Genomic DNA, 25,664 nt, shown 5'->3' on the forward strand with positions numbered 1-25,664 from the left:
CCGCACGGAAAGCGTTGTCGAACGAGTGGAGCGAGGGCGAACGATGCTTCTGGGACTCCTCACACGTCCGACCACCGCCGTGGCCGGGCTGGCCGCGGCCGGACCGCGACTGCTCGCCAGAGGGGCCGCCCCCGCCGTGGGAGCCGCCGCGGGGGCGGTGGCCGGGGCGGCCCGGGCGGGCGTCCGAGGCGTCGACACCGCGGCGCGTGTCGCACGGGTCGCCCGCAACACGCTGCCCGTCCGCCCGCACCCCTGGCGGTCGGGTACCCGGGCCCACCTCGAGCTGCGACCCTCGGAGCCGGACCTGATCCGGCGGCAGGGCGGGACCGAGCGAGCGGCGCGCCGGGTCGCCGCAGCGCTGGCGGAACGGCCCGACGTGGCCCTCGCGTACTGGGACGGCGGACTGCGTCGGCTGGTCGTGACGGCCGTCGAGGAGTCGGTCAGCGACCGGGTGGTGCAGAAGGCGACCGACATCGCGGCCCGGCACGGACTGGCGCAGACGGACGAGTCGGTCGAGGACATCGTCCACCCGGCCGACCCCGCCGGAGTGCGGGCCGCCGCCATGGCGCTCGCCGCCGACGGGATGGGCATCGCGACCGCGTTCACCGGACACCTCCTGCGCCTGCCGGCCTCCCCCCGGGCGGTGACCGCGCTGGTGACGCTGCTGCGGGAGAATCCACGCTTCCGCGGATGGCTGCGGGCGAGGGTCGGCCGCTCCCGTATGGACCTGGTTCTGGCCGTCGCGAACGCGGCCGCCCACGGTGCCGGACGCACCCCGACCGCCCTGGTGCTCGACAGCGCGCTGCGCACGCTGCAGCTGGTCGACACCGTGGCCCGCGCGGCGGCGTTCGACATGGTCCACGACGAGGTGTGCACGCCGCAGCGGTGCAGCGTGGCCGGGGATCAGCGCGTGCGTCCCCCGCTGCGCACGTCCCCGGCCCAGGAGTACGCCGGACACGCCGAGGCCGGCAGTCTGGTGGGCGCGCTGGCCACGCTGCTCGTCAAACACGACGGCACCGAGGCGGCGGAGGCGGTGCTGGCGGGCTCTCCGAAGGCCGCGCGCTACGGGCCCGCCGCCTTCCACGCCGTACTGAGCTCCGCGCTGTCCCGCGCGGGCGTCCTGGTGCGCGACACCGAACGGCTGCGCCAGCTGGAGATGGCCGACACGGTCGTCCTGCATCCGAGCGCACTGCGGACACCCGGCGCCGACGCGGATCCATGGGCCGAGGCAGTGCTGGACGCGGCGCGGCGCGCCGGTTTGCGGGTCGTGATGGTGGAGGACCCCGCCCTGGCCGATTTCACGAATCTCGCCGACCAGGTGGTGAGCGGCGAGCGGTCGCTGCGCGACGTGGTGAACTCGGTGCGCGACGAGGACGGCGTCGTCGTCACGGTCGCCCGCCCGGACGCGGCGGACGAGGACCTGCTCACCGGGCTGCTCGCCGGCGATGTGGCCGTCGCCCTCACCGACCGGGACGGGGCCGTCGTCTGGGGCGCGGACGTGCTGGCCCCGCACGGCCTGGCCGATGTGTGGCGGCTGCTGCGGGCGGTACCGGCCGCGCGCGGGGTCGGCCGCAGGTCGCAGACCCTGGCCCGCTCCGGTGCGGCCCTGTCCGGACTCCTGGTGGCCGTCGGCACGTCCCGCAGGGGTCGCCCTACGCCATGGCCCGGCCTGCGGCACACACCGGTCGACGTGAGCGCGGCATGGGCCCTGTTGACCGGCATGCGGGCGGCCCTCGGTGTGGCGGTGGCCCGCGCCCCGCACCCTCGTCCCCGGGTGGCCTGGCACGAACTGGATCCCGATGAGGTCCGGGACCGGCTGGAGCATGAAGAGGGCCCGGAGCCGACCCTGTCCGAGCAGGTCACCGACCGTGCGCGTCAGAAGCTGCGCACGATGGGCCGCCGACGCGTCTTCGCACCGCTGAGCGGCCCGCTGCGGCTGGCCCGGGCGGTCCGCGGCGAACTGGACGATCCCCTTACCCCGGTGCTGGCCGTCGGCTCGGCCGCCGAGGCGATCCTCGGCTCCGTCGTGGACGCCCTGTTGGTCGTGGGCGCGCTCGACCTGAACGCGCTGGTCGGCGGCGTTCAGCGGATGCGGGCCGAACGGGCGCTGTCCGGGCTGCTGGCCAAGCAGCAGCAGAAGGCGCGGGTCACGACCGAGGAGCCGTCGTCCCGGGCGCGTGTCGTGGACGCCGCCAAGCTCCGTCCCGGTGACGTGATCGAGCTGCGGGCCGACGACGTGGTGCCCGCCGACGCGCGTCTGCTGTGGGAGGACGGCCTGGAGGTGGACGAGTCCGCGCTGACCGGAGAGTCCCTGTCGGCCGACAAGGGGACCGACTGCACGCCGGGCGCCGCCGTGCCGGACCGCTGTTGCATGGTGTTCGAGGGCACGACCGTGGTCGCCGGACATGCCCGGGCCGTCGTGGTGGACACCGGTGAGCGGACCGAGGCCTCGCGGGCCGTGGCTCTCGCCGCCCGCACCCCGCCGTCCGCCGGAGTACAGGCGAGGCTGCGGGAACTCACCGACAAGGCCCTGCCGTTGACCCTGGCGGGTGGCGCCGGAGTGACCGCGCTGTCGCTGCTGCGCGGCACACCGATCCGCCGGGCCGTGAGCGGTGGGGTGGCCGTGGCCGTGGCCGCGGTGCCCGAGGGACTGCCGCTGGTGGCGACCGTGGCGCAGTTGGCGGCCGCTCGCCGGCTGAGCCAGGGGGGAGTCCTCGTCCGGGCTCCGCGCACCCTGGAGGCGCTCGGCCGGATGGACACCATCTGCTTCGACAAGACGGGCACGCTCACCGAGAACCGGCTGCGTCTGGTGCGGGTGACGGACGCGGAGGGCACGGTCCGTGCGCGGCACGAGATGAACGAGACGGACCGGGCGGGGGCCGGCGCCACCCTGCGGATCGCGGCCCGCGCCTGCCCACAGCTCAACGGCGGTCAGGACCGGCCCGTGCACGCCACCGACGAGGCCGTCCTGGACGCGTCCGCCCCCGACCCGGACTGGTCCCAGACCGAGGGCCTGCCCTTCGAGGCCGGCCGCGGTTACGCCGCCGCCGTCGGCCGGGCCGAGGACGACACACCCGTGCTCGTGGTCAAGGGCGCCCCCGAGACGGTGCTGCCCGCCTGCGCCGGTCTGCCCCCGTCGGCGACGGAGACGGCGCATACGCTCGCCGGTGACGGACTGCGCGTCCTCGCCGTGGCCCGGCGTCGGCTGGATCCGTCGGACGACGCGGCCGCCGTCCTCGAACAACCCCTGAAGGAGCTGGAGTTCACCGGCCTGCTGGCCCTCGCCGACATACCGCGCGACACCTCCACGGCCCTTGTCCGGGGCCTGCGGGAGGCGGGCGTACGACCCGTCATGCTGACCGGCGACCACCCGCAGACCGCCCGGGCGATCGCCGCCGAGCTGGGCTGGCCCGAGAACACCGGTGTGGTCACCGGCGAGGAACTGGCGTCCGCGGACCGGGAGGCACGGGCCCGGATGCTGGACGACATGGGCGTGGTGGCCCGGGTCGCGCCCGAGCAGAAACTCCAGGTCGTCGAGGCGCTGCGGGACGCGGGCCGGGTGGTCGGCATGGTCGGCGACGGAGCCAACGACGCGGCGGCCATCCGCGCCGCCGACATCGGCGTCGGCATCAGCGCCCGCGGCTCGGCCGCCGCCCGCAACGCGGCCGACCTCGTCCTCACCGACGGTGACCTGAGGGTCCTGATCGACGCGGTCGCCGAGGGCCGGGCCCTGTGGCACAACGTCGCGGACGCCATCGCGATCCTGATCGGCGGCAACGCGGGCGAGGTGGGCTTCGGTCTCCTCGGCACCCTCCTGTCGGGCGCCGCGCCCCTGTCCACCCGCCAGATGCTGCTGGTGAACCTGTTCACGGACCTGTTCCCGGCGATGGCGGTGGCGGTGACGCCGAAGCGGGCGGAGGGGGCCGACGGGGAGTCGGCCGCGGCCGGGAAGCCGGGCCAGGATGTCCGTGCCGAACCCGCAGGGAGCGAGCCCGACCGGGGCAGCGCGATCGGACCCGAAGCCCTGATCGCCTCGGTCCTCGGTCCACCCCTGATCCGCAAGATCCGGCACCGTGCCCTGACCACGACGCTCGGCGGAACGGCCGCCTGGCTGTTCGGCCGCTTCACCCCGGGCAGCGCCCGGCGCTCGACCACGATGGCCCTGTGCGCGGTGGTCGGGACGCAGCTGGCCCAGACGCTGGCCGACCGGCGGGGCAGCCCGCTGGTCCGCGCCACCGCCCTCGGCTCCGGAGCCGCTCTCGTCGTCCTGGTGGAGACCCCGGGCGTCAGCCATGTCTTCGGCTGCACGCCGCTCGGTCCGTTCGCCTGGGCGGGCGTCGCCGCGTCGATCGCGCTCGCGGTGACGGGCCAGCGGGCCGTGCCGTACCTGGAGCGGACCGTGCTCCGGCATCTGCCGTACGGCACACGGTGACCCACGCGTGGCCGCGACCGGCGACAACCCGATGGTGGCCCCGCACCACGGGGCCACCATCCCTGCGGGTGGGCGATCAGACGGACCGGTGGTACTGGTCGGGCACATGCACGTCCCCGCCCAGCTCCCGTGCCGCGTGCCGTGCCCACGACGGGTTGCGCAGCAGCTCGCGGCCGAGCAGGACGGCGTCCGCCTCGCCGTTGGCGATGATCTTCTCGGCCTGTTCGGCGTCGGTGATCAGCCCGACCGCCGCGACCGGCAGGGAGGTCTCGGCCTTCACCCGCGCGGCGAACGGCACCTGGTAGCCCGGGCCGACGGGGATGCGGGCGCCGGCCGCGTTGCCGCCCGTGGACACGTCGAGCAGATCGACGCCGTGCGCCTGGAGATCGGCGGCGAAGCGGACCGTGTCGTCGGCGGTCCAGCCGTCGTCCTCCAGCCAGTCCGTGGCCGAGATGCGGAAGAACAGCGGCTTGTCGGCCGGCCACACCTCCCGCACGGCGTCCACGACCTGGAGGGCGAAGCGGGTGCGGTTCTCGTACGAGCCGCCGTATTCGTCGGTGCGGTGGTTGGAGTACGGGGAGAGGAACTCGTTGATCAGGTAGCCGTGGGCGCCGTGGACCTCGGCGACCTCGAATCCCGCGGCGAGGGCGCGCCGGGCGGCGTCCGCGAACCGACCCACGGTCTCCTGGATCTCGGCGACCGTCAGTTCGGCCGGCACGGGATGGCCGTCGGCGAACGGGACCGGGCTCGGCGCCACGGGCTGCCAGCCGTGCGCGTCCGGCCCCACCGGCGCACCGCCCTTCCAGGGCTGGTCGGTCGACGCCTTGCGGCCGGCGTGGGCGAGCTGGATGCCCGGCACCGTGCCCTGCGACACCAGGAACCGCGTGATGCGGCGGAACGCCTCGACCTGGGTGTCGTTCCAGATGCCCAGGTCGTAGGGGGAGATCCGGCCCTCGGGGCTGACGCCGGTGGCCTCGACGATGATCAGCCCTGTGCCGCCGGCCGCGCGGGCCGCGTAGTGCGCGAAGTGCCAGTCGTCGGGGACGCCCATGTCGGGGCCCTCCGGTGCGGCCGAGTACTGGCACATCGGGGGCATCCACACCCGGTTCGGGATCGTCACATCGCGCAGGGTGTAGGGCTCGAAGAGGGCACTCACGGCGGACTCCATTCGTCACGGGACTCGGCACGGGGACCGGCTGGCGGCTCGTACGATAAGCATCGTAGTACGGGAAGTGTCAAACTACGAGAGGTCTCGTACAATGGAGCCTAGAGAACCCGACGAAGTGGAGCCGCCGTGACCAGCACCGCTGTCAGCAGCCGAGACCTCCCGCACCCGACGCGCGGGGAGATCCGTCTGGAAGGTGTGCTGCACGCGCTGTCGGACCCGCTGCGTCTCCAGATCGTGCGAGAGCTCGCCGCCGTCGGCGACGAGCTCTCCTGTTCGCACTTCGACCTGCCGGTCACCAAGTCCACCACCACGCATCACTTCCGCGTGCTGCGGGAGAGCGGTGTGATCCAGCAGATCTACCGGGGCACGGCCAAGATGAACGGCCTGCGCAAGGACGACCTAGACGGCCTGTTCCCGGGACTTCTCGACGCCCTTCTCGACGCCGCCGCCCGGCAGGCCGTCCGGCCCGGCGGCGCCTGAGCCCGCATCGGCGGCTTCTGAACCGGCCTTCGTCGGCAGGTGGTTGAAGAGCAGGTTCAACACGATCGCCGTCAGGCAGCCCGCGCTGATGCCGCTGTTCATCACCGTCTGGAACCAGTCCGGGAACTTCTCGTAGATCGCCGGCACACCGACCGGCAGCATGCCCACCGCGACGGAGACGGCCACCACCGTGAGGTTGTTGTTGCCCTTGAAGTCCACCCCGGCCAGTGTCCTCAGCCCGCTCGCGGCGACCGTCCCGAACATCACCAGCCCCGCACCGCCCAGCACCGGCGCCGGTATCGCCGCCACCACCGCGCCCAGCTTGGGCAGCAGCCCGAGCAGCACGAGGATGCCGCCCGCGGTGGCCACCACCCAGCGGCTGCGCACGCGGGTCATGCCGACGAGGCCGACGTTCTGGGCGTACGCCGTGTACGGGAAGGTGTTGAAGACGCCGCCCAGGACCGTCGACAGGCCGTCGGCGCGCAGGCCGTCCGCCAGGGAGCGCGGCGAGACCTTGCGGTCCGTCATCTCCCCGACCGCGATGAAGTCTCCGGTCGTCTCGGTCATGCACACCAGCGCCACCACCAGCATCGACACGATGGCCGAGAACTCGAAGGTGGGTGCCCCGAAGTGGAACGGCGTGCTGATCCCGACCCAGTCGGCGTCGCCCACCCCGCCGAAGTCCGTGAACCCGAACGGTACGGCGACCGCCAGCCCCACCACGATGCCGATCAGTACGGCGATCCGGCTGAGGAACGCCGGCGCGAAGCGCTGCACACCGAGCACCACGGCGAGGACGAAGGCGGCCAGCGCGAGGTTCTTCGGCTCCCCGAAGTCCGCGGAACCGGCGCCGCCGGCCGCCCAGTTGCCCGCGACCGGCAGCAGGGAGAGACCGATGATCAGGATCACGGTGCCGGTCACGAGGGGCGGAAAGTACCGGAGCAGCCTTCCGAAGACCGGCGCCAGCAGCACGATCGCGAGACCTGCGACGATCACCGAGCCGTAGATCGCGGGGAGCCCGCCGCCCGTCGTGCCGATCAGCACCATCGGGGAGACGGCGGCGAAAGTACAGCCCTGCATGATCGGCAGCCGTACGCCGAAGCGCCAGAAGCCGATGCACTGGATCAGCGTCGCGATGCCGCACACCAGCAGGTCCGCGGTGATCAGGTAGGCCAGGTCGGCGGGTGGGAGCTTCATGGCTCCGCCGACGATCAAGGGGACGGCCACGGCGCCGGCGTACATCGCGAGGACGTGCTGCAGGCCGAAAGCGGCCAAGTGGCGGGCGGGTGGGACTTCGTCGACGGGGTGCGCGGGCGCGGTTGTGGTCATGGGCGAGACCGTAGGCTCCTTGAACAGATTGTTGATTTCGGGGGCGTTGCCGGTTCGTTTCTCGGTGCGGGTGGTGTGTGGCTGGTCGCGCCCACGCGGTGGAGCCGCATATGGGTACAGCCCCGCGTCCCTAAACGGCGTTGCCGTGCGCGGCGGTCATCAGCGACTCCCAATCGGGGAGCTTCACCACACTCCTGCCCAGCGCCGCCCCCAGGTCCGCCTCCGCGCGCTCGATCGCGCACCAACCCGTCCACTCCACCGGCTCGATCCCCTCGGCCCGCAGTGCCGTGAGCGGATCCTCGGGCAGCTCCCTCCCCGCGAGTGCGTCGGCATCCTCCAGCAGCGACGTCACCGTCTCCTTCGCGCACGGCCGATTCGTGCCGATCACGCCCGTCGGGCCCCGCTTGATCCAGCCGGACACGTACTCGCCCGGCGCGACAAGGCCCTCGCGTACCACTCGCCCGGCGCGATGTGGCACCGTGCCGGTCGACGGGTCGAACGGCAGGCCCTCCAGCGGCACCCCGCGATAGCCCACCGAACGCAGCACCAACTGGGCCTCGATGTCCTCGTATTGCCCCGTGCCCGTCACTCCGCCCCGCCCGTCGGGCGCCGTCCGTTCGAAGCGCACCGCGGCCACGCGCCCCGCCTCGGCGAGGAGTTCGACGGGCCGCAGGAAGAAACGCAGGCGGATGCGATGGCGGGCCTCGCGCGCCGGAGCCTCGGCCCAGCCGCGCAGTACCTCGACGTTGCGGCGCTGTGGGGCGGGCAGCCCTGAGGGGTCCGCGTACGCCGGATCCGGCACCAGCTCCTCGGGATCCACGGTCACTCCCGTGTCCGGCAGGGTGCCCAGCTCCCGTAGCTCCTTGGTGGTGAAGCGGGCCTGCGAGGGACCGCGGCGCCCCACCATGCTGATGTCGCTCACGCGGCTCGCGGCGAGGGCGGTGAGCGCCCCCTGGGGCATGTCGGTGGGGCTCAGCTCCGCCGTGCCCCGGGCCAGCATCCGTGTGACGTCCACCGCGACGTTCCCGACGCCGATGACCACCGCCGAGCGCGCGCCGACCACGAACCCGTCGTCGACGGCATCCGGATGGGCGCTGTACCAGGACACGAACTCGGTCGCCGACCAGCTGCCCGGCAGGTCCTCGCCGGGAATGCCGAGGTGGCGGTCGGTGGCGGCGCCCACGCAGTACACGACCGCGTGGTAGAGACTGCGCAGCCGGTCTGCCGGCACTCCGTCCGGGCCGATCTGGACGCCCCCGAGGAAGCGCACCCGCTCGTGCTCCAGGACCGTCCGCAGGTTGTTCTGGAGGGACTTGATCTTCTCGTGGTCCGGCGCGACGCCGTACCTCACCAGGCCGTACGGGCACGGCAGCCGGTCCAGGACGTCGACGAGCACGTCGGGGTCCTGCTGTACGAGGCTCTGGGCGGTGTAGCACCCGCTCGGCCCGGAGCCTACGACGGCGACACGCAGCGGCACGGCGGAACTCCTTGTCCGAGGGGTCTTCGGGAAGTCTCCAGGAGTCGCTCTCGAATCCAGCATCGCACCGCGGACGCTCCGCTGACAGGGTGCAGTGCGCCGACCGGGAGGCGTGTTCGTTCAGTATGGAATGTGATCATGCGGTTACGTTGCGTGTGTGCTGGAAGCATCCTTTCTTAATCTTTCCGATCGTTGTGCTTCGGACGGCGTCGTGTCCGTGTGGCCCGCGTGGGAAGTACGGGACGGTGCCGGCGCCACGGCATGGCTGGGCGTCCGGCTGGAGTTCGGCGACGGCGCCCGGGTCGACGCGCTCGCCGTGGTGTCCGAGGAGGGCGTCTCCATCGAGGACGTGCGGGCCCGTCCGGCGCTCTCCCTCGACGACCTGGCGGCACTCGCCGACTGGATCGAGGATCCGCTCTCCAAGGCGTGCGGGGCCGCGGGCGAACCGGGCCGAGAGGGCGCCGGATCGAGTCGCGCCCGGCCGCCCTGGCCGCTGGGCGTCGAGGGGCAGTGGCTCGTCGCACAGGAGTACCGCGCGGCTCAGGAGCAGGGCGCGGACCCGGTCCTCGCGGTGATGCGGGCGACGGGGCACAGCCGCCGCAGGTCGCTCAGGCTCATCGGCCAGGCGCGCGACGCGGGCTTCCTGACACCGCGCCGCGCCCGCCGCTGAGCGCGGCCCCGAAGGCGGAGGGCACCGAGCCGCTGAGTGCGCCCCACCGGCGTGGGTCCCTCAGAGCATGTCCCGCATCCGCGTGATCTCGCTCGTCTGCTGAGCGACCACCTCGTCGGCCATCTCCTCGATCGCGATGTTGTTGCCCTGTCCCTTCACGTCCGTGGCCATGGTGAGCGCCCCGTCGTGATGGGTGATCATCAACGTGAGGAAGAGCTGGTCGAACGTCTTCCCGCGGGCAGCGCGCAGTTTCTTCAGCTGTGCTTCGGTCGCCATGCCGGGCATCGAGGCGTGCTGCTCGTGGCCGCCGCCGTCCTCGGCGTTCTCCGTCTTGCCATGGTTCTTCAGCCAGCCCTTCATGGCGGTGATCTCCGGGCTCTGCGCGGCGGCGATCCGCTCGGCGAGGGCCTTGACCTTCGTCGACTCGGCGCGGTCCGGCGCGAGTTCGGTCATCTCCAGGGCCTGGGTGTGGTGCTCGATCATCATGCGCGCGTAGGCGACGTCGGCCGAGTTGGGGGAGTCGTCCTCGGCACGCTGCCGTGCGGCCTCCTCGGCGGACAGCTTCCGGTTCTCCTCGCCGGGCTTGCCGGGCACGATCACCGACGGTCCGCTCCCCTCGGCCGCCTCGGGTTCGGAGTCGCAGCCGCCGAGCGCGAGCACGGCCAGGGCGGCCAGCGCGGCGATGCGGACGGGCGCCCTGCGCAAGGGCGTCTTCGTTACATGTTCATTGCCCCCTATTGAGATGTGCATGGCAAAGACGATACTCGGGCTTGCATGAACCGTTCTAGTGGGAACGGACTAGGGAGGAAAAACAGTGATCCTGTTCAGTATTCCCCGAACGCGGCGCAGACGCCTGGGAGTTGCCGCTGCCGCCGCCGGACTCATGGCCGCTCTGCTCACCGCGCAGCCCGCTGTCGCGACCCCTGACCCGGGGGACGGCCCCGTCGCGGAGAAGGAGGTCTCCGAGAGCACCCGGGCCGAGGTTCGGGAGGCTCTCGCGGACGGCGAGATACCCGGTCAGCACGAGATCGTCCACTCGGAGAACATCGAGCACCTGGCGTTCGTCCCCAAGGACGCGCTCCAGGGCACCAACTCGGACCTCGCCTTCCAGGGCAGGTACGCCTTCGCCGGCAACTACGACGGCTTCCGCATCTTCGACATCAGCAACCCGAGGGCCCCGCGCACGGTCGCCCAGGTCCTCTGCCCCGGCTCGCAGAACGACGTCTCCGTCTCCGGTGACCTGCTGTTCCTGTCCACCGACTCCTCGCGCAGCGACAGCAGTTGCAACAGCACCACCCAGCCGGCGACCGAGAAGTCCTCGTGGGAGGGCATGAAGGTCTTCGACATCAGCGACAAGACCAACCCGAAGTACGTCGCCGCCGTCGAGACCGCCTGCGGCTCGCACACCCACACACTGGTGCCGGAACGCAGGAACGTCTACATCTACGTCTCCTCGTACTCGCCGGACGCCACCTACCCCGACTGCCAGCCTCCGCACGACGGCATCTCCGTCATCAAGGTGCCGCACAAGGCACCGGAGAAGGCGGCGGTGGTGAACTTCCCGGTGCTCTTCCCCGGTGAAGGCCCGGACGGCGGCGGCAACCCAGGTCCGCCCGGAGGCGTGCGCAAGACCACCGGCTGCCACGACATCACGGTGCTTCCCTCCAAGGACCTGGCCGCCGGTGCCTGCATGGGCGACGGCATCCTGCTGTCCATCGAGGACCCGGAGCACCCGCAGGTCATCGACCGGGTCCGGGACGACGTGAACTTCGCGTTCTGGCACTCGGCGACCTTCAACCAGAAGGCGAACAAGGTCGTCTTCACCGACGAGCTGGGCGGCGGCAGCGCGGCCACCTGCAACGCGGAGATCGGCCCGAACCGCGGAGCCGACGGCATCTACGACATCGTGGGCAAGGGCGACAAGCGCAAGCTCGCGTTCCGCAGCTACTTCAAGATCCCCCGGCACCAGGCGGCCACCGAGAACTGCGTGGCCCACAACGGCTCGCTGATTCCGGTCAAGGGCCGGGACATCATGGTCCAGGGCTGGTACCAGGGCGGCGTCTCCGTCTGGGAGTTCACCGACTCGGACAACCCGAAGGAGATCGCGTACTTCGACCGGGGCCCGCTCACCACGGACACGATCAAGTCGGGCGGTTCGTGGTCGGCGTACTACTACAACGGCTACATCTACTCCAACGAGTACGCCAGGGGCTTCGATGTCCTGAAGATCGACGACCGGCGCACGAACCCGGCTCGCTGGGTCACGGTGCGCGAACTCAACGTCCAGACACAGCCGGACTACTTCGACTGACCGTCCGGGCAGCCGGGCGCCGACCCGGTCGCGAAGAACCGTGACAGATCGGTGTCGCACGTCCCGCCGGGTTCGGTCCCCGGGCCCGGCGGGACTCCCATCTCCCACTCCAGCCGGTAGCGCTTGAACAACTCGGCCCGCAGCACCGCCACCGGCATCGGCACACCGGGCACCAGTGCCGCGTAGACGGCACCCATGAGCAGGGCGCGCAGCATCGGGTAGTCGGCGTCGACGTCCAGCGAGCCGTGCCGTACGCAGGTGTCCCGCAGCAGCTCGGCCAGGCGCCGCTGCTCCGGGCACTGGACGAAGCCCTCGGCCTGCAGGATGCCCGCCATGTGCTGGCGCATCAGCACGGGCCGGTCCCGGGCCAGACCCAGGATCGCGTCTATGGCCCGCGCCATGCGCTCGCGCCCGTCCTCGCTGCGCGGCTCGCGCTCCAGCGCCTCCTCCAGCGTGCGGTGCATCAGGCGGTGCACGGCGGACTGCAGCAGCTGGCGTTTGCCGGGGAAGTAGTACGACACCAGGCCGCGTGCCGAGCCCGCCCGGTCCGCGATGTCGCCCAGCGTGGTGGCCTCGTATCCCCGCTCGCCGACCAGCTCGACGGCCGCCTGCAGAAGCCGCTCCCGGGATCGCCGCCGCAGCTCTTCATTGACCGAGGCGCTGCGCGGGGACATGCTGTAACTCCTGCGTTGACTGGCTGCCAGCCAACTATACTCAGCGGTTCCGGGCCGGGCTTCGATACGGCCTGGTCGGGGCTGCCGCCTGCCTCGGGCGACGCGGGGGATCGTCCGAGGTCGGCGAGCGCCTCGGGACGGCTACTCGTCCGTCCGGGGGCCGGAACCGTTCGCCCGCGGGTCGGCGCCCACGAGAGCCAGCACCGGCCGAAGTCCGTCGGGTCGCTGGTGCGCCGGCAGATGGTCCACGAAGTGCACCGCACAGCCCAGTGCCGCCGCACCGCCGTCCGCCCGGCGATCGTCGCCGACCATGAGGACATCCCGCGGATCGACGTCGAGCGCCGCGCAGGCAGCCGCGAACAGCCGTGAGTCGGGCTTCTGGACGCCGTGTTCGAACGACAGCACGTAGGCGTCCACATACGGATCGAGACCGTGCTCCCGGAACACCGGACGAAGGTCCCAGCCGATGTTGCTGACCACGCCGACGCGGACGCCGCGCTCACGCAGCGCCCGCAGCACCTCGGCGGCGTCGGGGTACGGCACCCACGCGGCCGGTGCCATGTGACGGTCGTAGAGCAGGTCGTGAAGCCGGTCGTCGGGCAGCTGCACCTGCCGGGACAGCCCGGTGTAGGCGGCCCGGTGCAGCTCCGCGCTCTTGTCCCGCACTCCCCACACGCTCGCCACGCCCTCGGGCAGCCACGAGGGGCCGACCCCGCCCGGCAACGCCCCCATCGCCTCCAGCCCCCGCGCGGCCACGGCCAGTTCGGCCTCGTCGAGCTCCATCCGGCCCTCGGCGAGCGCTCCGCGCAGCCAGGACTCGGTGGACTCGACACGGAAGAGGGTTCCCGAGAAATCGAACAGAACTGCGGTCATGGGGCGGATCCTACGGGGCCGCGTTCCGTCGCGAAGGGAAGATCGCCGTCATGGCCGAGACGGCGCTACGGCACGCTCACCCCCGCCACCGCGCGTGCACCCGCACCGCCAGCACCACGACCAGTGCGCCCAGCAGCCAGCCGCCGATCACGTCCGTGGCCCAGTGGACGCCCAGCCAGACCCGGGTCAGGCCGACGCCGGCCACGGAGATCACGGCCACGGTGACGGCCGTGCGCCACAGGGTGCGTTCGGGGCCGTGGCGGTGCAGGAGCCACAGGAGGAGGCCGCACACCACGGTGGCGGTCATGGCGTGGCCGGAGGGATAGGCGGCGTAGTGGGCGGAGTCGACGGGGTCGGGCCAGACGGGGCGGGGGCGGTCCAGCAGGGCCTTCAGGGACTGCTGGGCCACTGTTGCGAGCGCGCACGTGGCCACCAGCCACACGGCCGTCCAGCGCGCGGCTCTGCGCCACACCAGCCAGATCGCGACGGCCGCGGCCAGGATGCGCATCGTCCAGGGATCCCAGACCCAGTCCGTCAGGATGCGGAACGCGTGCGTGACGCCCGTCTCGTCGACCGCCCAGCGGTGGGTGGTCTCGGCGATGTCGCCGTCGAGGTTCATCAGGGGGTACCACCGGACCGCCACCAGGGCGAGGAGCAGCACGGAGCACAGGGCCAGGGCTCCGGCCCAGGGGGCGGTCCTGCGCTCGGCCGGTGGGCGGGGCGGGGATTCGACGGACTGGGTGTGCATACTGCGATCCTCGCCGACCGATGGGGCGAGAGGCCAATGCTGGGGGTGAGTTTGCGACGCCCGCCACAGGAGCGACCGGCTCTTCCGGCGTCGCCCGTGGCACGGGATGCCGGCTATTTCGGCGCCTGCCGGCGGGGGGATACCGGCTGTTCTGGCGTCTGCCGCTCTGTTCCTGGGCGAGAAGCGCCACCCGGACGCGCTTCGCGTACCCGGGTACCCGGCAGCGGGTCCGACTACCCCAGCGCCCGCAGCCCCGGTCCGAACGCCACCAGCACCGGCACCACCGGTACCAGCGCGGCCGCCGCCGTCAGCCGTAGCCGACGGCCCGCCGTGAGCCGGTCCGGGGGAGTCAGCAGCCGGTGGACCCGCTGCGGCACCTGCGCCTGCGCGGTCGGGCACGGGCCGAACACGCCCCGGTCCTCGTTGAGTCCGACCAGGGCGAGGGCGGTCGTCAGCCGGCCGAAGCGGCGGGAGGCCATGTCGTCGGCGGCGAGTTCGACCAGGCGGTGCATCTCGTCGCGGAACGCCGCGAACACCGGCACCTGCGGAAACCCGCCCGCCAGCGCCGCCGAGCAGTGCAGCAGCCAGTCGTGCCGGGCCTGCGCGTGGCCCTGCTCATGGGCCAGCAGAGCGTCCAACTGCCGTCCCTTCAGTCGGCGCAGCGCGGCGGTGGTGATGGCCAACCGGGGTGCCGCGCCGGGCAGCCACCAGGCGTCCGGCCGCCGCCCCTCCAGGATCACCAGCCGGTCGTTCGCCGGCTGCTCGCCGGGCAACAGCGGGGCACGGACGAGGAGTTCGGTCCGCCGTCGCCTGTACCGGGCACGCGCGCGTACGACCTCCCGCAGCAGCATCGCCACGGTCCACAGCCCTCCGCACGCGAGCGCCACCGCCGTCGTCGCCGCCCAGGGACCACCCACACCGAGCGCGTACGCCTCCACCACGGCACGCGGTGCCGGGGCGAACACATGGCCGCGCACGGCATGCCACGCGGACGCCGCACTGAGCGTCATCGACAGCGCACAGCACAGCAGTACGGCCGCCACCACGGACTGCCACACCCACAGCGCCACCACCGGTTCACGGTCCGGCCAGTCGGCCCGGGCGAGCAGCCGAGGGGCGACGACGGCGGTCAGGGCGCCGAGCAGCAACAGTGCCGCGGGGACCATCATGGGCAGCACCCTATGAGCGCCGTACCGCGCACGGGTACGGACCGCCGCGTCAAAGTGACGCAGACCACGGGAGTTTGCGGCCCTGCGGAGCGCCCGTTCAGAGGGCCAGCAGCATCGCCACCATGGCGATCCCCATCGACAGCCTGCAGGCCCGCGCCAGCTCCGGCCGGTCACCCCAGCCGACGCTCCCGATGCCCCCGACGCCTCCGCCACCCGCCGCGACGGGCACCAGCCGGACCCCGGACAGCAGCACGTACCCAGTGAAGTAGAGCAGCAGAACGCCCGTCACCAGCGGGATCCCCGACCCGCCGTGCCCGCTCGCGTGCCCGGGGGAGGCGGCCATCGTGGCCGCCATGTAGGCCATGGCCGAGGCCCCCACCAGGTGGTGCAGATGGTGGGCGTCCGCCCGCGCCGACCACAGCGCGTGCAGGGCGGCCGCGCCGAACACGGCCGCGTATCCGGGCCAGGCCCACGACGGCGGTGTGAACACCGCGGCCGGCACCGCCATTGCCGCCATGCCGAAACCCATCAACGCCTCGCCGCCCGCGGCCCGGCGCTGCTCCTCGACGTGGCTGCGCATCCGCAGCAGACAGTAGGCCCCGGTCGCCGCACACAGTGCGACCAGCAGCCAGCCGTGCGAAGCCGGTCCGTGCACGCGCATCCTCCCCGCTCGACGGTCTCGGACAGTCCGTCGATGCCCCGGCCGTGCGGTGCGCACGCGAGCGCAAGGTTGTACACGGGGAGCATTCGGCGGAGCACGGCAGGTCATCGCGGCACTCACCGCGCCCCCAGAACCATTCTTTACGAGTAAAACACTTGCTAAGCTAAGGCCATGAGCAGTCGCATCCCGCTCGTCGGAGTGCTCCGCCTCGGCCGGCCCTCCGACATCTGGTTCAAGCCCGCCCTGAGCGTGGTCGTCGCCGTCGCCCCACCCAATCTCGCCCTGCTGATGCTGGGCCGGCTCGACCTGGCGATGTACACGATGGCCGGATCGCTGTGCGCGCTCTACGCCCACAACCGCCCCTATGCCGCCCGGGCCCGTGCCCTGGCGTGGGTGGTGCTCGGCATGCTCGGCGGTCTCGCCATCGCACTGATCGCGGCCTCGCTCACGCGCCACGCCGGGGTCCTGGTCGCCGTCGGCGCGCTGCTGGCCGCCGTGCAGAAGGTGCTGTGCGACGCGACCCGCATCGGTCCGCCCGGCAACGTGGTCCTCACTTTCGTCAGCTCCGCCGCCGTGTTCACCCCGCAGTCCCTCGCCCAGGTCCCCGGTCATCTCGCGCTGGCCGCCGCGGCCGGTGCCTGGGCCTGGCTCGTCGGCATGGCGCCGGGCCTGCTGCGTCCGCACGGACCGGAGCGCCGGGCCGTCGCGGGCGCCCTGAACGAGGCAGCGGCGCACGTCGAGAGGGGCGGCACCGCAGGTGCGGGCGGCCGGGGCGGGCATCACGCCGGAACCCACGCCCCCGCCGTCACCGCCGTACAGGCCGCCCGGCAAGCCCTGCTCTCCGCAGGCCGCTCCTCCGAGACCCGCCGTGCCCTCGAACGCCTCCTCGTTCGCGCCGAGGTCGCCCTCGCGGCCCCGGCCGACGCCGACCCCGGGCGGCTGCGCGGCTGGGCCAGGCAGGTCCGCGGCAACGGCCCTGTCCCGGAGGTCGACGACCTCACCGGCCTCGGCACCGGACTCGCCTCGGCCCCCGCCCCGTTGTGGCGCCGCCTCCGTCCCCTGGCCCCGCTCGCCGTGCGCGTGGCCCTCGGCTGCGCCCTCGCCGGCTACGTCTGCCTCGCGCTGGGAGTCGGCCGGCCCTACTGGGCCCTGGTCACCGCGGCATCCCTGTACCAGGCCAGCCTCACGCTCACCTGGGGCCGTGGGATCCAGCGGGTCGTGGGCAACCTGCTCGGCGTGCTCCTGTTCGCCGCGCTGGTTCCGGTGGCTCACACGGGCGAGGTCGCCCTGGTCCTGTGCTGCCTCGCCCTCAACTTCGGCGCCGAGGCGCTGATCGGGCGCAACTACTGGCTCGGCAGCGTCTGCGTGACCCCGATGGCGCTGCTCGTCACCGAGTTCGCCGGGTTCCAGGAGCCTGGCCGGCTGATCACCGAGCGGATCGTGGACACCCTGGTCGGCGCGCTGGTCGGCCTCGTCGCCGCGGTGGCCGTACCCGACCGACGGCGGCAGCGGGTCGTGCGCGCCGAACGGACCGCACCCCGTACGCTCGCGGCTAGGCCCTGCTTGCGATCGCACGCACCAGACGCCGCTGGGCCCGCCCTTCGGGCGGACGACGGGAATTTGACGACAGGACCTAGGCCCTGGTGTTCGGATCAGGCCGGCTGTGAGGCGCGGTGCCTGTCAACCGACGACAGCGCCGCTGGGGGGTACCCCCTGCTCGAAGAGCTTGAGGATGATCCGAAGGACGGGGCTGTGGGGCGGAACCGAGGGCCGCACCCGGACCAGCGCACGGGCAGCGAGACGACGGAGGGCGTACGGCCATGACGGCGACCAACGGCGGGCCGACCGGGACGAGACAGGACACGGTGGCCGCCGTGGTCAGGCAGTGGCAGAGCGTCCATCCCGATCTCGACACCGCCCCGATGGAGATCATCGGCCGCATCAACCGCTGCGCCGCCCTCCTCCAGCAGGCCGAGGACGCCCCCCTGCGCCGCGCGGGACTCAGCCGCCCCGAGTTCGACCTGCTCGGCGCGCTGCGGCGCACCGGCCACGAACTGACCCCCAGCGAACTCGCCCGCGAGACCTTCTCCTCGGGCGCCGCCGTCACCAAGCGCCTCAAGCTCCTGACCGAACGCGGCCTGGTGGAGCGGCGCGGCGACAGCCGGGACCGCCGCGTCGCCCACCTCCGGCTCACGGACGCGGGCCGGGAACTCGTCGACGGCACCCTGCCCGAGCAGCTCGCGTACGAGACGGCCGTACTGTCCGGCCTGGATCCGCGGCGGCAGCACGAACTGGCCTCCCTGCTCGGCGAGTTGCTGAGCCAGCTGGAGGGGCGGCTGGGCGCGCTCCGCGCCTGACCGGGCCGAGCCTCCTCCACCCCGTGGCGCGGGTGCCGCCACGGGTCAGGGCCCGCGTCAGCGCTCGTAGGCCGCGGGGTAGACGCCGAACACCGCCCCCTGCGGGTCCCGCAGCACGGCGATGCGCGGTCCGTCGGGGACGGAGGTGGGCTCCATCAACATGGTGCCGCCCGCCTGCGTGGCGTCCGCCGCCGTGGCGTCGACGTCGGCCACCGCGAAGTACGGCAGCCAGTGCGCCGGCACCTCGTGCGGGAACTTGTCGTCCATCGTCACCATGCCGCCGAAGTCTGCGCCGTCGATGCCCCACTGCGTGTAGTGCTCCGAGGCGTTGACGCTCCAGCCGAACACCGTCGTGTAGAACTCCACGGCCCGCTCGGGCGCCCGGGTCAGCAGCTCCACCCAGCCCAGCGAGCCGGGCGCGTTGAGCAGCCCCGCGCCCGGGAACGCCCGCGCCTGCCAGAGCTGGAAGGCCGCTCCCGTGGGGTCCACGGCCACCGCGAAACGGCCCACGTCGAACACGTCCATCGGTCCGACCAGCACCGTGCCGCCCGCCTGGGTCACCTGCGCGGCGGCGGCGTCCGCGTCCGGCACCGCGAACGACACGTTCCAGGCCACCGGCTGCTTCTCCTGGTACAGCGGCGTCAGCGCGGCCACCGCCGCGTCCCCGATGTGCGCGATCGTGTAGCCGCCCGCCTCCTGCCGCGGATCGGTCTCCGCACGCCAGCCGAACAACCCCTCGTAGAACCGCTTGGCAGCCGCCAGATCGCTGGTCCCGAGCTCGGTCCAGCAGGGACCGCCGGTCACCGGCTTGTCGAGCTTCATGGCGTTCCTTCCGAAGTCGGATCCCCTCCAGCACGCTAAGCCCCGCCGCCGGTCCCGGGCCATCCGGCGAAACCCGGTGGAGCCCGGCGCCGCCCGCGCCGTATCCTCGCCCCGTACCGCACCGCATGGCGGCCTCCCGACACCGTTCGCCGACCGGAGGTCCCCCATGCCCGCCCTCGAAGTGCGCCCCTTCCGCCGCGCCGACCGCGACCAGCTCACCGAACTGATCAACCTGCACGTCGCGACCGTCGTCCCCGGCGTCTCCGTCTCGGTGAACACCGTGCTCAGCGCTCTGGAGCGACGGCCTGACGAGTTCATCACCGATCCCTGGGTGAGCGAGCGGGTGACGCTCGTCGCCGAGCAGCGCGACCACATCGTGGCCGCCGCCCATCTGCTGCGCTACCGGGCGGACGACGAGGTCGGCGCGGCCCACCGCGACGTCGGTGAGATCGGCTGGCTCGTCCACCGCCCGCCGGCCTCCTACTGGCCGGACTCCGACCGGGCCGCCGACCTGCTGATGAGCGCCTGCCTCGCCCGGCTGGCCCGCTGGCGCGTACGCGCCCGGTACGCGAGCGGCGACCTCCCCGCCCCTGCCGTCTACGGCCTGCCCCGCAACTGGCCGCACATCCGCGCACTCTACGAACGCTCGGGTTTCCGGCACGTCGGCGACACCGAGGTGATCCTCTGCGCGCGGGTGACCGACCTGCCGTCCGCCCAGCCGTGGCCCGGCGTCACCGTCGAGCGCACGCTGGGGGAGTGCGGCACGCGTCTTACGGCGTATGCCGACGGTCGCGCCCTCGGCTTCATCGAGGTCGACACGGCCCTGTCCCGCCCCGAGCGCCAGACTCGCGGCACCGGTCTCGCCGACATCGGCAACCTGTACACCGACCCCTCGGCGCACGGCGAGGACCTGGAGCGCCGGCTGCTGGGGGAGGCCGCCGACTGGCTGCGCCTGTGCGGCGTGGACCGCCTCCTCGCCTACGAAGCGGCCGCCGACGGCACGATGATCGACCGCCTGACCTCGGCCGGCTTCCGCGAGCTGACCCGCACCGACCGAGGCTGGGAACACCGGCCCTAGATTCCGGGCCGGCAGCGCAGCGGATGGTCCGCGGGCACCTCCACCAGCACGATCCGCGTGCCGTCCGGGTCGGCGATCCACGTCTCGATCAGGCCCCAGGGTTCCTTCACCGGCGGCCGCACGATCTCGACGCCCTTGGCGCGCAGCTCGTCGTGCGCCGCCGCCACGTCCTCGACCTGCAGCCACAGCCGCACGGCCGGCGACGGCGGCGCATCCGAACGCCCCGACACCTCCAGAAAGCCCCCGCCGAGGAAGTAGACGGTGCCGCGCTCCGGCCCGGTGCCGAACTCGCGGTAGACGGCCAGGCCCAGTTGCTCGCCGTAGAAGACACGGGAGCGCTCCGGGTCGGTGGGCTGCAGGAGGGTCCGTCCGCTCAGTACGTGCACCATGCGGCCGGAGCTTAGGGCCTGTCTGACAATTCCCGCCTGCGGCGCGGCGTCAGCCACGCCATGATGGCGCGTTACGCTCAGCGGTGCCCGCCCCGCGCCCGCGACCTGGAGAAGCGCCCCGATGGAAACCGCCGCCACCCCCGCCTCCGGACTCACCTTCCGCGACGCCACCGACACCGACGTGGACGCGCTGGTCGCGCTGATCGAGTCCGCCTACCGCGGGGACGCCAGCAGGGCCGGCTGGACGACGGAGGCGGACATCCTCGAAGGGCAGCGGACCGACCCGGAAAGTGTGCTGGAGGTCATCAAGTCGCCCGACAGCCGGCTGCTGACGGTCGAGCGGGACGGGCGGGTCGTCGCCTGCTGCCAGCTCGAACACCGCGGCGAGCACGCCTACTTCGGCATGTTCGCGGTCAGCCCCGCACTCCAGGGCAGCGGCCTCGGCAAGGTGATCATCGCGGAGGCGGAGCGGCGGGCCCGCGAGACCTGGGGCGTGCGCGAGATGCACATGACCGTGATCTCCGTACGGAACGACCTCATCGCCTGGTACGAACGGCGCGGCTACCGCCGTACGGGCCGGATGACCCCGTTCCCGTACGGCGACGAGCGCTTCGGCATCCCGCAGCGCGACGACCTGCAGTTCGAGCTCCTGGTCAAGGAGCTGGTGTGACGTCGAGGGGCTGGACGTTCACGCGGTGAAGCGGCCGGTGCGCTTGATCTCCGGGTAGTCCGTGGTCGCGCCGTCCAGTTCCAGGGCCCGTACGAGGCGCAGGTGGTCCTGGGTGTTGACCACCCAGCCGATGATCCTCAGGTCCGCCTTGCGGGCGTGCTCCACGACCTCCAGGGTGAGGCGGCGGATGTTCAGGCAGACCGTCGCCGCGCCGACCGCGACGGCGCGGTCCACGACGTCCGTGCCGTAGCGGCTGGCGATCAGCGCGGTTCGTACGCCGGGCACGAGGCGGGCGATCTCGGCGACGGCGTCGTCGTGGAACGAGGAGACCTCGACCCGGGAGACCAGGTCCCGCCTGGTCATGACCTCGGCGAGCGCCCGTGCCGCCGCGACGTCCTTGATCTCGGCCTGCAGCGGCGACCGCACGGCGTCCAGGACCTCTTCGAAGACCGGCACGCGCTCGCCACGGCCCGCGTCCAGGGCGCGCAGCTCGGCGAGGGTCTTGTCGGCGATCGGGCCGGTGCCGTCGGTCGTGCGGTCCACGTCGGTGTCGTGCATGACGACGAGGGCGCCGTCCTTGCTGAGGTGGAGATCGAGTTCGATGACGTCGAGGCCGGCCTGCTGGGCGGCGACGAAGGAACGGAGGGTGTTCTCGGGTTCGACACCCATGACTCCGCGGTGACCGATGGTAAGGAAGTTCAAGATTCAACTCGCTTCCGTCGACGGCGGCTCGGCACACGCGCAAACCGGAGGGGAGTGTTCGCGCGGCAGTGCCGCAGCCTAGTGGTCCGGGAGCGTGATGAACCCCACGTGTACACAGGGTTTGCAGTGATCGACATGTCGTACCTGGATCGCGTGCCTCCGCGCCGTCACCCTGGCGTGGGCGAGTCCCGCGGCGATTGACCGGCCGGTGCGGGCCGACCCCGCGTATGCCCATGCCGTGGCGGAGTATTCGCCGTCACGGTGTCCAACCGGAAAAAGTTCGGTGACCTTGGAGGTGCGCAGGATAATTTCCCGGGTCTCCTCTTGCTGGGAGAAACCTCGTATGCATACGGTGTCCTTACGCGAGGTTCTCCTGTGGAGGATGGGACATGACGGAAATTCTTGTGCAGACGGCTACGGAGGAGCGGATTCCTCCCGCGACCAGGGTGGTCGAGCACCCGGCGTGGCCGGTGCTCAAGGATGCCGTGGAGCTGATCCGGCCCTGGCAGTCCAAGGACGGCTCGATCGACTTCGAGGCCGACGGCGCACCCGCCCGCGCGGACGCCGAGGCCGCCGTACGGCGTGTCGTGGAGGCTGTCGAGGAGCTCTCCTCGCTGCTTCCCCACGATGCCGCGTACCACCAGGCCCTGGTGAAGGACCTGAGCCGGTGGGCCGAGGGCGGCTTCGAGGTGCCCGACTTCCTCGATTCGCTGCTGGCCTTCCAGCCCGCCGCGAACCGCGCGGACGGCCTCCAGCACCTGGTCGTCTTCCCGATGTACACGCAGAACGGCAACCCCGACCGCAACCTGGAGGCGGTCGTGCTGCGCATGGTCTGGCCGGACTGGCTGGCCGAACTGGAGCGCACCCGCTACGACAACCCGCTGTTCTGCGGCATCAAGTTCGAGGACTTCACGGCCGGGTACGACACCAACTCCGCCGTGCTCTTCCCTGAGACGATCGCCGTGCGCGAGGCTCCGGAGCGCTTCAGCTGGGGCGGCATCTTCTGCGACCGCGAGGCCGCCCGCTTCCGCCGCGTCACCGACGCGGCCGTCGACATCCTGGGGCTCGAGCTGCCCGAGGACATCGCGGCGATGGTCCACGACCAGAAGCGCTGCGAGGAGGCGTTCGTGCTGTGGGACATGGTCCACGACCGCACCCACAGCCACGGCGACCTGCCGTTCGACCCGTTCATGATCAAGCAGCGCCAGCCGTTCTGGATGTACGGCCTCGAAGAGCTGCGCTGCGACCTAACCGCCTTCAAGGAGGCCGTGAAGCTGCAGGCGGACGGCGTCCCGCAGGCCCGTGACGTGCAGTACGCCGTGCTCTTCGACCGCATGTTCCGCTTCCCGGTCACCGGCGAGCGCGTCCGCAACTACGACGGCCTCGGCGGCCAGCTGCTCTTCGCCTACCTGCACAAGCACGACGTGCTCCGCTGGACCGACAACAAGCTGCACATCGACTGGGACCGTGCCCCGCAGGTCACCAACCAGCTGTGCGCCGAGATCGAGAAGCTGTACCGCGACGGCATCGACCGCCCCAAGCTCGTCCACTGGTTCGCCGGCTACGAGCTCGTCTCCACCTACCTCCCTCCGCACCCGGGCTCCCGCTGGGCCAAGGGCCCGGACGCCCTGGACCTGACCCAGCCGCCGCGCAAGCTCGTCGATGACGTGCTTCCGGACGAGTTTCCGCTGAGCATGTTCTATGAGGCCCTGTCCAAGAAGCTCAAGAACGTGATCGCCTCGACCAGGGGCATCACGGCGGACAGCGCCGAGCGAGTCGCCGCGTGAGCGACCGCGATACCGGCAACACGGCTCAGGAGGCGAGGAACATGGCGGGGAACGGCGCTCTCAGCGGTGCGGTGATCGCGGTGGCCGGTGCGGGGGGACCCGCCGGACGGGCGGCCATCCTGCGGCTTGCCGAGGCCGGCGCGACCGTCGTCGCGTCCGACAACGATCCCGAGCGGCTCTCGGAGGCCGTGGACGCGGCCCGCTACGCGCACGGCGGCGCCACGGTCGTCGGTGACACGGTGGATCTGCTGGACCTGCAGTCCACCCGCGACTGGGCCGACCACATCGAGAAGGACTTCGGCCGCGTCGACGGCCTGGTCCATCTCGTGGGCGGCTGGCGCGGCAGCGAGACCTTCATCAAGACCAGCCTCGACGACTGGGACTTCCTGGAGCTGCTGCTCATCCGCACCGTGCAGCACACCTCGCTCGCCTTCTTCGAAGCCCTCCAGCGCAGCGAGCGCGGCCGGTATGTGCTGATCAGCGCCGCCGGCGCCACCAAGCCGAGCGCGGGCAACGCCTCGTACGCGGCCGCCAAGGCCGCCGCCGAGGCCTGGACGCTCGCCCTGGCCGACGCCTTCCGCAAGGCCGGGGGTGCCGAGGGTCCGACATCCGCGGCTGCCATCCTGGTGGTGAAGGCGCTGGTGCACGACGCGATGCGCGCCGAGCGACCCAACGCGAAGTTCGCGGGCTTCACGGACGTCAAGGACCTGGCCGACGCCGTCGTCGGCGTCTGGGACAAGCCCGCCGCCGAAGTGAACGGAAACCGCCTGTGGCTGACCGAGAAGCCGTGAACCCTCCGAAGACCGACGCCCGGCGTCATCACGACCCGGACGTCCGCGGCTTCGCCAGTGACAACTACGCCGGCGCCCACCCGGAGGTGCTCGCCGCCCTGGCCCTGGCCAACGGCGGGCACCAGGTCGCCTACGGCGAGGACGCGTACACCGAGAACCTCCAGCGGATCATCCGCAGCCACTTCGGCGCCACGGCGGAGGCGTTCCCGGTCTTCAACGGCACCGGCGCCAACGTCGTCGCGCTCCAGGCGGTCACCGATCGCTGGGGTGCGGTGATCTGCGCCGAGAGCGCCCACATCAACGTCGACGAGGGCGGCGCGCCCGAGCGCATGGGCGGCCTGAAGCTGCTCGCGGTGCCCACCCCCGACGGCAAGCTCACCCCCGATCTGATCGACAAGCAAGCCTGGGGCTGGGAGGACGAGCACCGCGCGATGCCGCAGGTCGTCTCGATCACCCAGAGCACCGAACTCGGCACCCTCTACACGCCGGACGAGATCCGCGCGATCTGCGACCACGCCCACGCGCACGGCATGAAAGTGCACCTGGACGGCTCCCGCATAGCGAACGCGGCCGCTTCCCTGAACGTCCCGATGCGGACCTTCACCGACGCGGTCGGCGTCGACATCCTCTCCCTCGGCGGCACCAAGAACGGCGCCCTGTTCGGCGAGGCGGTCGTCGTCCTCAACCAGGACGCCGTCAGCCACATGAAGCATCTGCGCAAGCTGTCCATGCAGCTCGCCTCCAAGATGCGCTTCGTGTCGGTGCAGTTGGAGGCCCTGCTCGCCAAGGACCTGTGGCTGCGCAACGCTCGGCACGCCAACGAGATGGCCCAGCGGCTCGCGGAGGGCGTACGCGCCGTCCACGGCGTGGAGATCCTCTACCCGGTGCAGGCCAACGGCGTCTTCGCCAAGCTCCCGCACGACGTGAGCGAGCGCCTGCAGAAGAGGTTCCGCTTCTACTTCTGGGACGAGGCTGCGGGTGTCGTCCGCTGGATGTGCGCGTTCGACACGACCGAGGAGGACGTGGACGCGTTCGTGGCGGCGCTGAAGGAGGAGATGGCGCGCTAGCGGGAGGCG

Annotated in this window: 23 protein-coding genes; 11 read left to right on the forward strand and 12 right to left on the reverse strand. The window is 72.1% G+C overall.

Going from position 1 to position 25,664, the window contains the following annotated elements; all coding sequences use genetic code 11:
• Positions 1 to 43 precede the first annotated feature (43 nt).
• Complete coding sequence (locus IF78_RS0130765) at positions 44 to 4,432, forward strand: cation-translocating P-type ATPase (RefSeq protein ID WP_031481669.1); 4,389 nt, start codon at positions 44 to 46, stop codon at positions 4,430 to 4,432.
• Positions 4,433 to 4,508: 76 nt separating this feature from the next.
• On the opposite strand, the gene IF78_RS0130770 is transcribed toward IF78_RS0130765, so the two are convergent.
• Positions 4,509 to 5,588, reverse strand: coding sequence for an NADH:flavin oxidoreductase/NADH oxidase (locus IF78_RS0130770; RefSeq protein ID WP_031481671.1), 1,080 nt, complete (start codon positions 5,586 to 5,588; stop codon positions 4,509 to 4,511).
• Between the two features lie 138 nt (positions 5,589 to 5,726).
• Between IF78_RS0130770 and IF78_RS0130775 the strand changes: the two genes are divergently transcribed.
• Positions 5,727 to 6,080 (forward strand): ArsR/SmtB family transcription factor, encoded by a 354-nt coding sequence (locus IF78_RS0130775; protein WP_031481673.1) that lies wholly within the window; start codon positions 5,727 to 5,729, stop codon positions 6,078 to 6,080.
• On the opposite strand, the gene IF78_RS0130780 is transcribed toward IF78_RS0130775, so the two are convergent.
• Both IF78_RS0130780 and IF78_RS0130785 read right to left on the reverse strand, forming a co-directional pair.
• Positions 6,000 to 7,409 (reverse strand): nucleobase:cation symporter-2 family protein, encoded by a 1,410-nt coding sequence (locus IF78_RS0130780; RefSeq protein ID WP_031481675.1) that lies wholly within the window; start codon positions 7,407 to 7,409, stop codon positions 6,000 to 6,002. The genes IF78_RS0130775 and IF78_RS0130780 overlap by 81 nt on opposite strands.
• A gap of 130 nt (positions 7,410 to 7,539) precedes the next feature.
• Complete coding sequence (locus IF78_RS0130785; protein WP_031481677.1) at positions 7,540 to 8,886, reverse strand: FAD-dependent oxidoreductase; 1,347 nt, start codon at positions 8,884 to 8,886, stop codon at positions 7,540 to 7,542.
• A 211-nt stretch (positions 8,887 to 9,097) separates the two neighbouring features.
• Between IF78_RS0130785 and IF78_RS0130790 the strand changes: the two genes are divergently transcribed.
• A complete protein-coding gene (locus tag IF78_RS0130790; RefSeq protein ID WP_031481679.1) occupies positions 9,098 to 9,556 on the forward strand; it encodes a DUF6214 family protein in 459 nt (152 codons plus the stop codon).
• 60 nt (positions 9,557 to 9,616) lie between these two features.
• On the opposite strand, the gene IF78_RS0130795 is transcribed toward IF78_RS0130790, so the two are convergent.
• Positions 9,617 to 10,306 carry a DUF305 domain-containing protein gene (locus IF78_RS0130795; protein WP_051828298.1) on the reverse strand — a complete coding sequence of 230 codons (690 nt, stop codon included), beginning with the start codon at positions 10,304 to 10,306 and terminating at the stop codon, positions 9,617 to 9,619.
• Positions 10,307 to 10,370: 64 nt separating this feature from the next.
• Here IF78_RS0130795 and IF78_RS0130800 point away from each other — a divergent pair, with 64 nt between their 5' ends.
• Positions 10,371 to 11,867 carry an LVIVD repeat-containing protein gene (locus IF78_RS0130800; protein WP_031481683.1) on the forward strand — a complete coding sequence of 499 codons (1,497 nt, stop codon included), beginning with the start codon at positions 10,371 to 10,373 and terminating at the stop codon, positions 11,865 to 11,867.
• Here IF78_RS0130800 and IF78_RS0130805 read toward each other — a convergent pair.
• The 5 genes from IF78_RS0130805 to IF78_RS0130825 form a co-directional block, all read right to left on the reverse strand.
• Positions 11,855 to 12,541 carry a TetR/AcrR family transcriptional regulator gene (locus IF78_RS0130805; protein WP_031481685.1) on the reverse strand — a complete coding sequence of 229 codons (687 nt, stop codon included), beginning with the start codon at positions 12,539 to 12,541 and terminating at the stop codon, positions 11,855 to 11,857. The genes IF78_RS0130800 and IF78_RS0130805 overlap by 13 nt on opposite strands.
• A 141-nt stretch (positions 12,542 to 12,682) precedes the next feature.
• Positions 12,683 to 13,414, reverse strand: a complete 732-nt coding sequence (locus IF78_RS0130810; protein WP_031481687.1) for an HAD family hydrolase — start codon at positions 13,412 to 13,414, stop codon at positions 12,683 to 12,685.
• A 76-nt stretch (positions 13,415 to 13,490) separates the two neighbouring features.
• Positions 13,491 to 14,162: a phosphatase PAP2 family protein gene (locus IF78_RS0130815; protein ID WP_031481689.1), complete on the reverse strand. Its 672-nt coding sequence runs from the start codon at positions 14,160 to 14,162 to the stop codon at positions 13,491 to 13,493.
• 233 nt (positions 14,163 to 14,395) lie between these two features.
• The gene (locus IF78_RS0130820) at positions 14,396 to 15,331 is read right to left on the reverse strand and encodes a M56 family metallopeptidase (RefSeq protein WP_031481691.1); all 936 of its coding nucleotides are present in this window, start codon (positions 15,329 to 15,331) and stop codon (positions 14,396 to 14,398) included.
• Positions 15,332 to 15,428: 97 nt separating this feature from the next.
• A complete protein-coding gene (locus tag IF78_RS0130825) occupies positions 15,429 to 15,986 on the reverse strand; it encodes a DUF5134 domain-containing protein (protein ID WP_031481693.1) in 558 nt (185 codons plus the stop codon).
• Positions 15,987 to 16,163: 177 nt separating this feature from the next.
• On the opposite strand from IF78_RS0130825, the gene IF78_RS0130830 reads away from it, so the two are divergent.
• Together IF78_RS0130830 and IF78_RS0130835 are read left to right on the forward strand one after the other, a co-directional pair.
• Entirely contained in the window at positions 16,164 to 17,816 is a 1,653-nt protein-coding gene (locus IF78_RS0130830; RefSeq protein ID WP_037641655.1) for an FUSC family protein, read from the forward strand.
• Positions 17,813 to 18,349 (forward strand): MarR family winged helix-turn-helix transcriptional regulator, encoded by a 537-nt coding sequence (locus tag IF78_RS0130835; protein WP_031481697.1) that lies wholly within the window; start codon positions 17,813 to 17,815, stop codon positions 18,347 to 18,349. The genes IF78_RS0130830 and IF78_RS0130835 overlap by 4 nt, the downstream gene beginning before the upstream one ends.
• 57 nt (positions 18,350 to 18,406) lie before the next feature.
• On the opposite strand, the gene IF78_RS0130840 is transcribed toward IF78_RS0130835, so the two are convergent.
• Positions 18,407 to 19,171 carry a VOC family protein gene (locus IF78_RS0130840; RefSeq protein WP_031481699.1) on the reverse strand — a complete coding sequence of 255 codons (765 nt, stop codon included), beginning with the start codon at positions 19,169 to 19,171 and terminating at the stop codon, positions 18,407 to 18,409.
• Positions 19,172 to 19,337: 166 nt separating this feature from the next.
• Here IF78_RS0130840 and IF78_RS0130845 point away from each other — a divergent pair, with 166 nt between their 5' ends.
• On the forward strand, positions 19,338 to 20,249 hold the full coding sequence (locus tag IF78_RS0130845; protein WP_031481701.1) for a GNAT family N-acetyltransferase: 912 nt from the start codon (positions 19,338 to 19,340) through the stop codon (positions 20,247 to 20,249).
• Here IF78_RS0130845 and IF78_RS0130850 read toward each other — a convergent pair.
• Entirely contained in the window at positions 20,246 to 20,638 is a 393-nt protein-coding gene (locus IF78_RS0130850; RefSeq protein ID WP_031481703.1) for a VOC family protein, read from the reverse strand. The genes IF78_RS0130845 and IF78_RS0130850 overlap by 4 nt on opposite strands.
• A 121-nt stretch (positions 20,639 to 20,759) precedes the next feature.
• Between IF78_RS0130850 and IF78_RS0130855 the strand changes: the two genes are divergently transcribed.
• Positions 20,760 to 21,308 carry a GNAT family N-acetyltransferase gene (locus tag IF78_RS0130855; RefSeq protein WP_031481705.1) on the forward strand — a complete coding sequence of 183 codons (549 nt, stop codon included), beginning with the start codon at positions 20,760 to 20,762 and terminating at the stop codon, positions 21,306 to 21,308.
• Positions 21,309 to 21,326: 18 nt separating this feature from the next.
• Here the strand turns inward: IF78_RS0130855 and IF78_RS0130860 are convergent, their stop codons facing one another.
• Positions 21,327 to 22,010: a glycerophosphodiester phosphodiesterase gene (locus IF78_RS0130860; RefSeq protein ID WP_078662653.1), complete on the reverse strand. Its 684-nt coding sequence runs from the start codon at positions 22,008 to 22,010 to the stop codon at positions 21,327 to 21,329.
• 389 nt (positions 22,011 to 22,399) lie between these two features.
• Here IF78_RS0130860 and IF78_RS0130865 point away from each other — a divergent pair, with 389 nt between their 5' ends.
• From IF78_RS0130865 to IF78_RS0130875, 3 genes are read left to right on the forward strand one after another with little or no spacing between them, the layout of a single operon-like run.
• Positions 22,400 to 23,797 carry a DUF6421 family protein gene (locus tag IF78_RS0130865; protein ID WP_031481709.1) on the forward strand — a complete coding sequence of 466 codons (1,398 nt, stop codon included), beginning with the start codon at positions 22,400 to 22,402 and terminating at the stop codon, positions 23,795 to 23,797.
• Between the two features lie 41 nt (positions 23,798 to 23,838).
• Positions 23,839 to 24,588, forward strand: coding sequence for an SDR family NAD(P)-dependent oxidoreductase (locus IF78_RS0130870; RefSeq protein ID WP_031481711.1), 750 nt, complete (start codon positions 23,839 to 23,841; stop codon positions 24,586 to 24,588).
• Positions 24,585 to 25,655: a threonine aldolase family protein gene (locus tag IF78_RS0130875; RefSeq protein ID WP_031481713.1), complete on the forward strand. Its 1,071-nt coding sequence runs from the start codon at positions 24,585 to 24,587 to the stop codon at positions 25,653 to 25,655. Before IF78_RS0130870 ends, IF78_RS0130875 begins: the two co-directional genes overlap by 4 nt.
• The last annotated feature ends 9 nt before the right edge of the window (positions 25,656 to 25,664 follow it).

Source organism: Streptomyces bicolor, from assembly GCF_000719285.1.
GTDB classification, from domain to species: Bacteria; Actinomycetota; Actinomycetes; order Streptomycetales; family Streptomycetaceae; genus Streptomyces; species Streptomyces bicolor.

Coding starts and splice junctions, on each gene's coding strand:
- IF78_RS0130765 (WP_031481669.1), top strand. CDS start 44: ATGCTTCTGGGACTCCTCACACGTCCGACCACCGCCGTGGCCGGGCTG.
- IF78_RS0130780 (WP_031481675.1), bottom strand. CDS start 7,409: ATGACCACAACCGCGCCCGCGCACCCCGTCGACGAAGTCCCACCCGCC.
- IF78_RS0130795 (WP_051828298.1), bottom strand. CDS start 10,306: ATGCACATCTCAATAGGGGGCAATGAACATGTAACGAAGACGCCCTTG.
- IF78_RS0130805 (WP_031481685.1), bottom strand. CDS start 12,541: ATGTCCCCGCGCAGCGCCTCGGTCAATGAAGAGCTGCGGCGGCGATCC.
- IF78_RS0130810 (WP_031481687.1), bottom strand. CDS start 13,414: ATGACCGCAGTTCTGTTCGATTTCTCGGGAACCCTCTTCCGTGTCGAG.
- IF78_RS0130815 (WP_031481689.1), bottom strand. CDS start 14,162: ATGCACACCCAGTCCGTCGAATCCCCGCCCCGCCCACCGGCCGAGCGC.
- IF78_RS0130820 (WP_031481691.1), bottom strand. CDS start 15,331: ATGATGGTCCCCGCGGCACTGTTGCTGCTCGGCGCCCTGACCGCCGTC.
- IF78_RS0130830 (WP_037641655.1), top strand. CDS start 16,164: ATGAGCAGTCGCATCCCGCTCGTCGGAGTGCTCCGCCTCGGCCGGCCC.
- IF78_RS0130835 (WP_031481697.1), top strand. CDS start 17,813: ATGACGGCGACCAACGGCGGGCCGACCGGGACGAGACAGGACACGGTG.
- IF78_RS0130840 (WP_031481699.1), bottom strand. CDS start 19,171: ATGAAGCTCGACAAGCCGGTGACCGGCGGTCCCTGCTGGACCGAGCTC.
- IF78_RS0130845 (WP_031481701.1), top strand. CDS start 19,338: ATGCCCGCCCTCGAAGTGCGCCCCTTCCGCCGCGCCGACCGCGACCAG.
- IF78_RS0130850 (WP_031481703.1), bottom strand. CDS start 20,638: ATGGTGCACGTACTGAGCGGACGGACCCTCCTGCAGCCCACCGACCCG.
- IF78_RS0130855 (WP_031481705.1), top strand. CDS start 20,760: ATGGAAACCGCCGCCACCCCCGCCTCCGGACTCACCTTCCGCGACGCC.
- IF78_RS0130865 (WP_031481709.1), top strand. CDS start 22,400: ATGACGGAAATTCTTGTGCAGACGGCTACGGAGGAGCGGATTCCTCCC.
- IF78_RS0130870 (WP_031481711.1), top strand. CDS start 23,839: ATGGCGGGGAACGGCGCTCTCAGCGGTGCGGTGATCGCGGTGGCCGGT.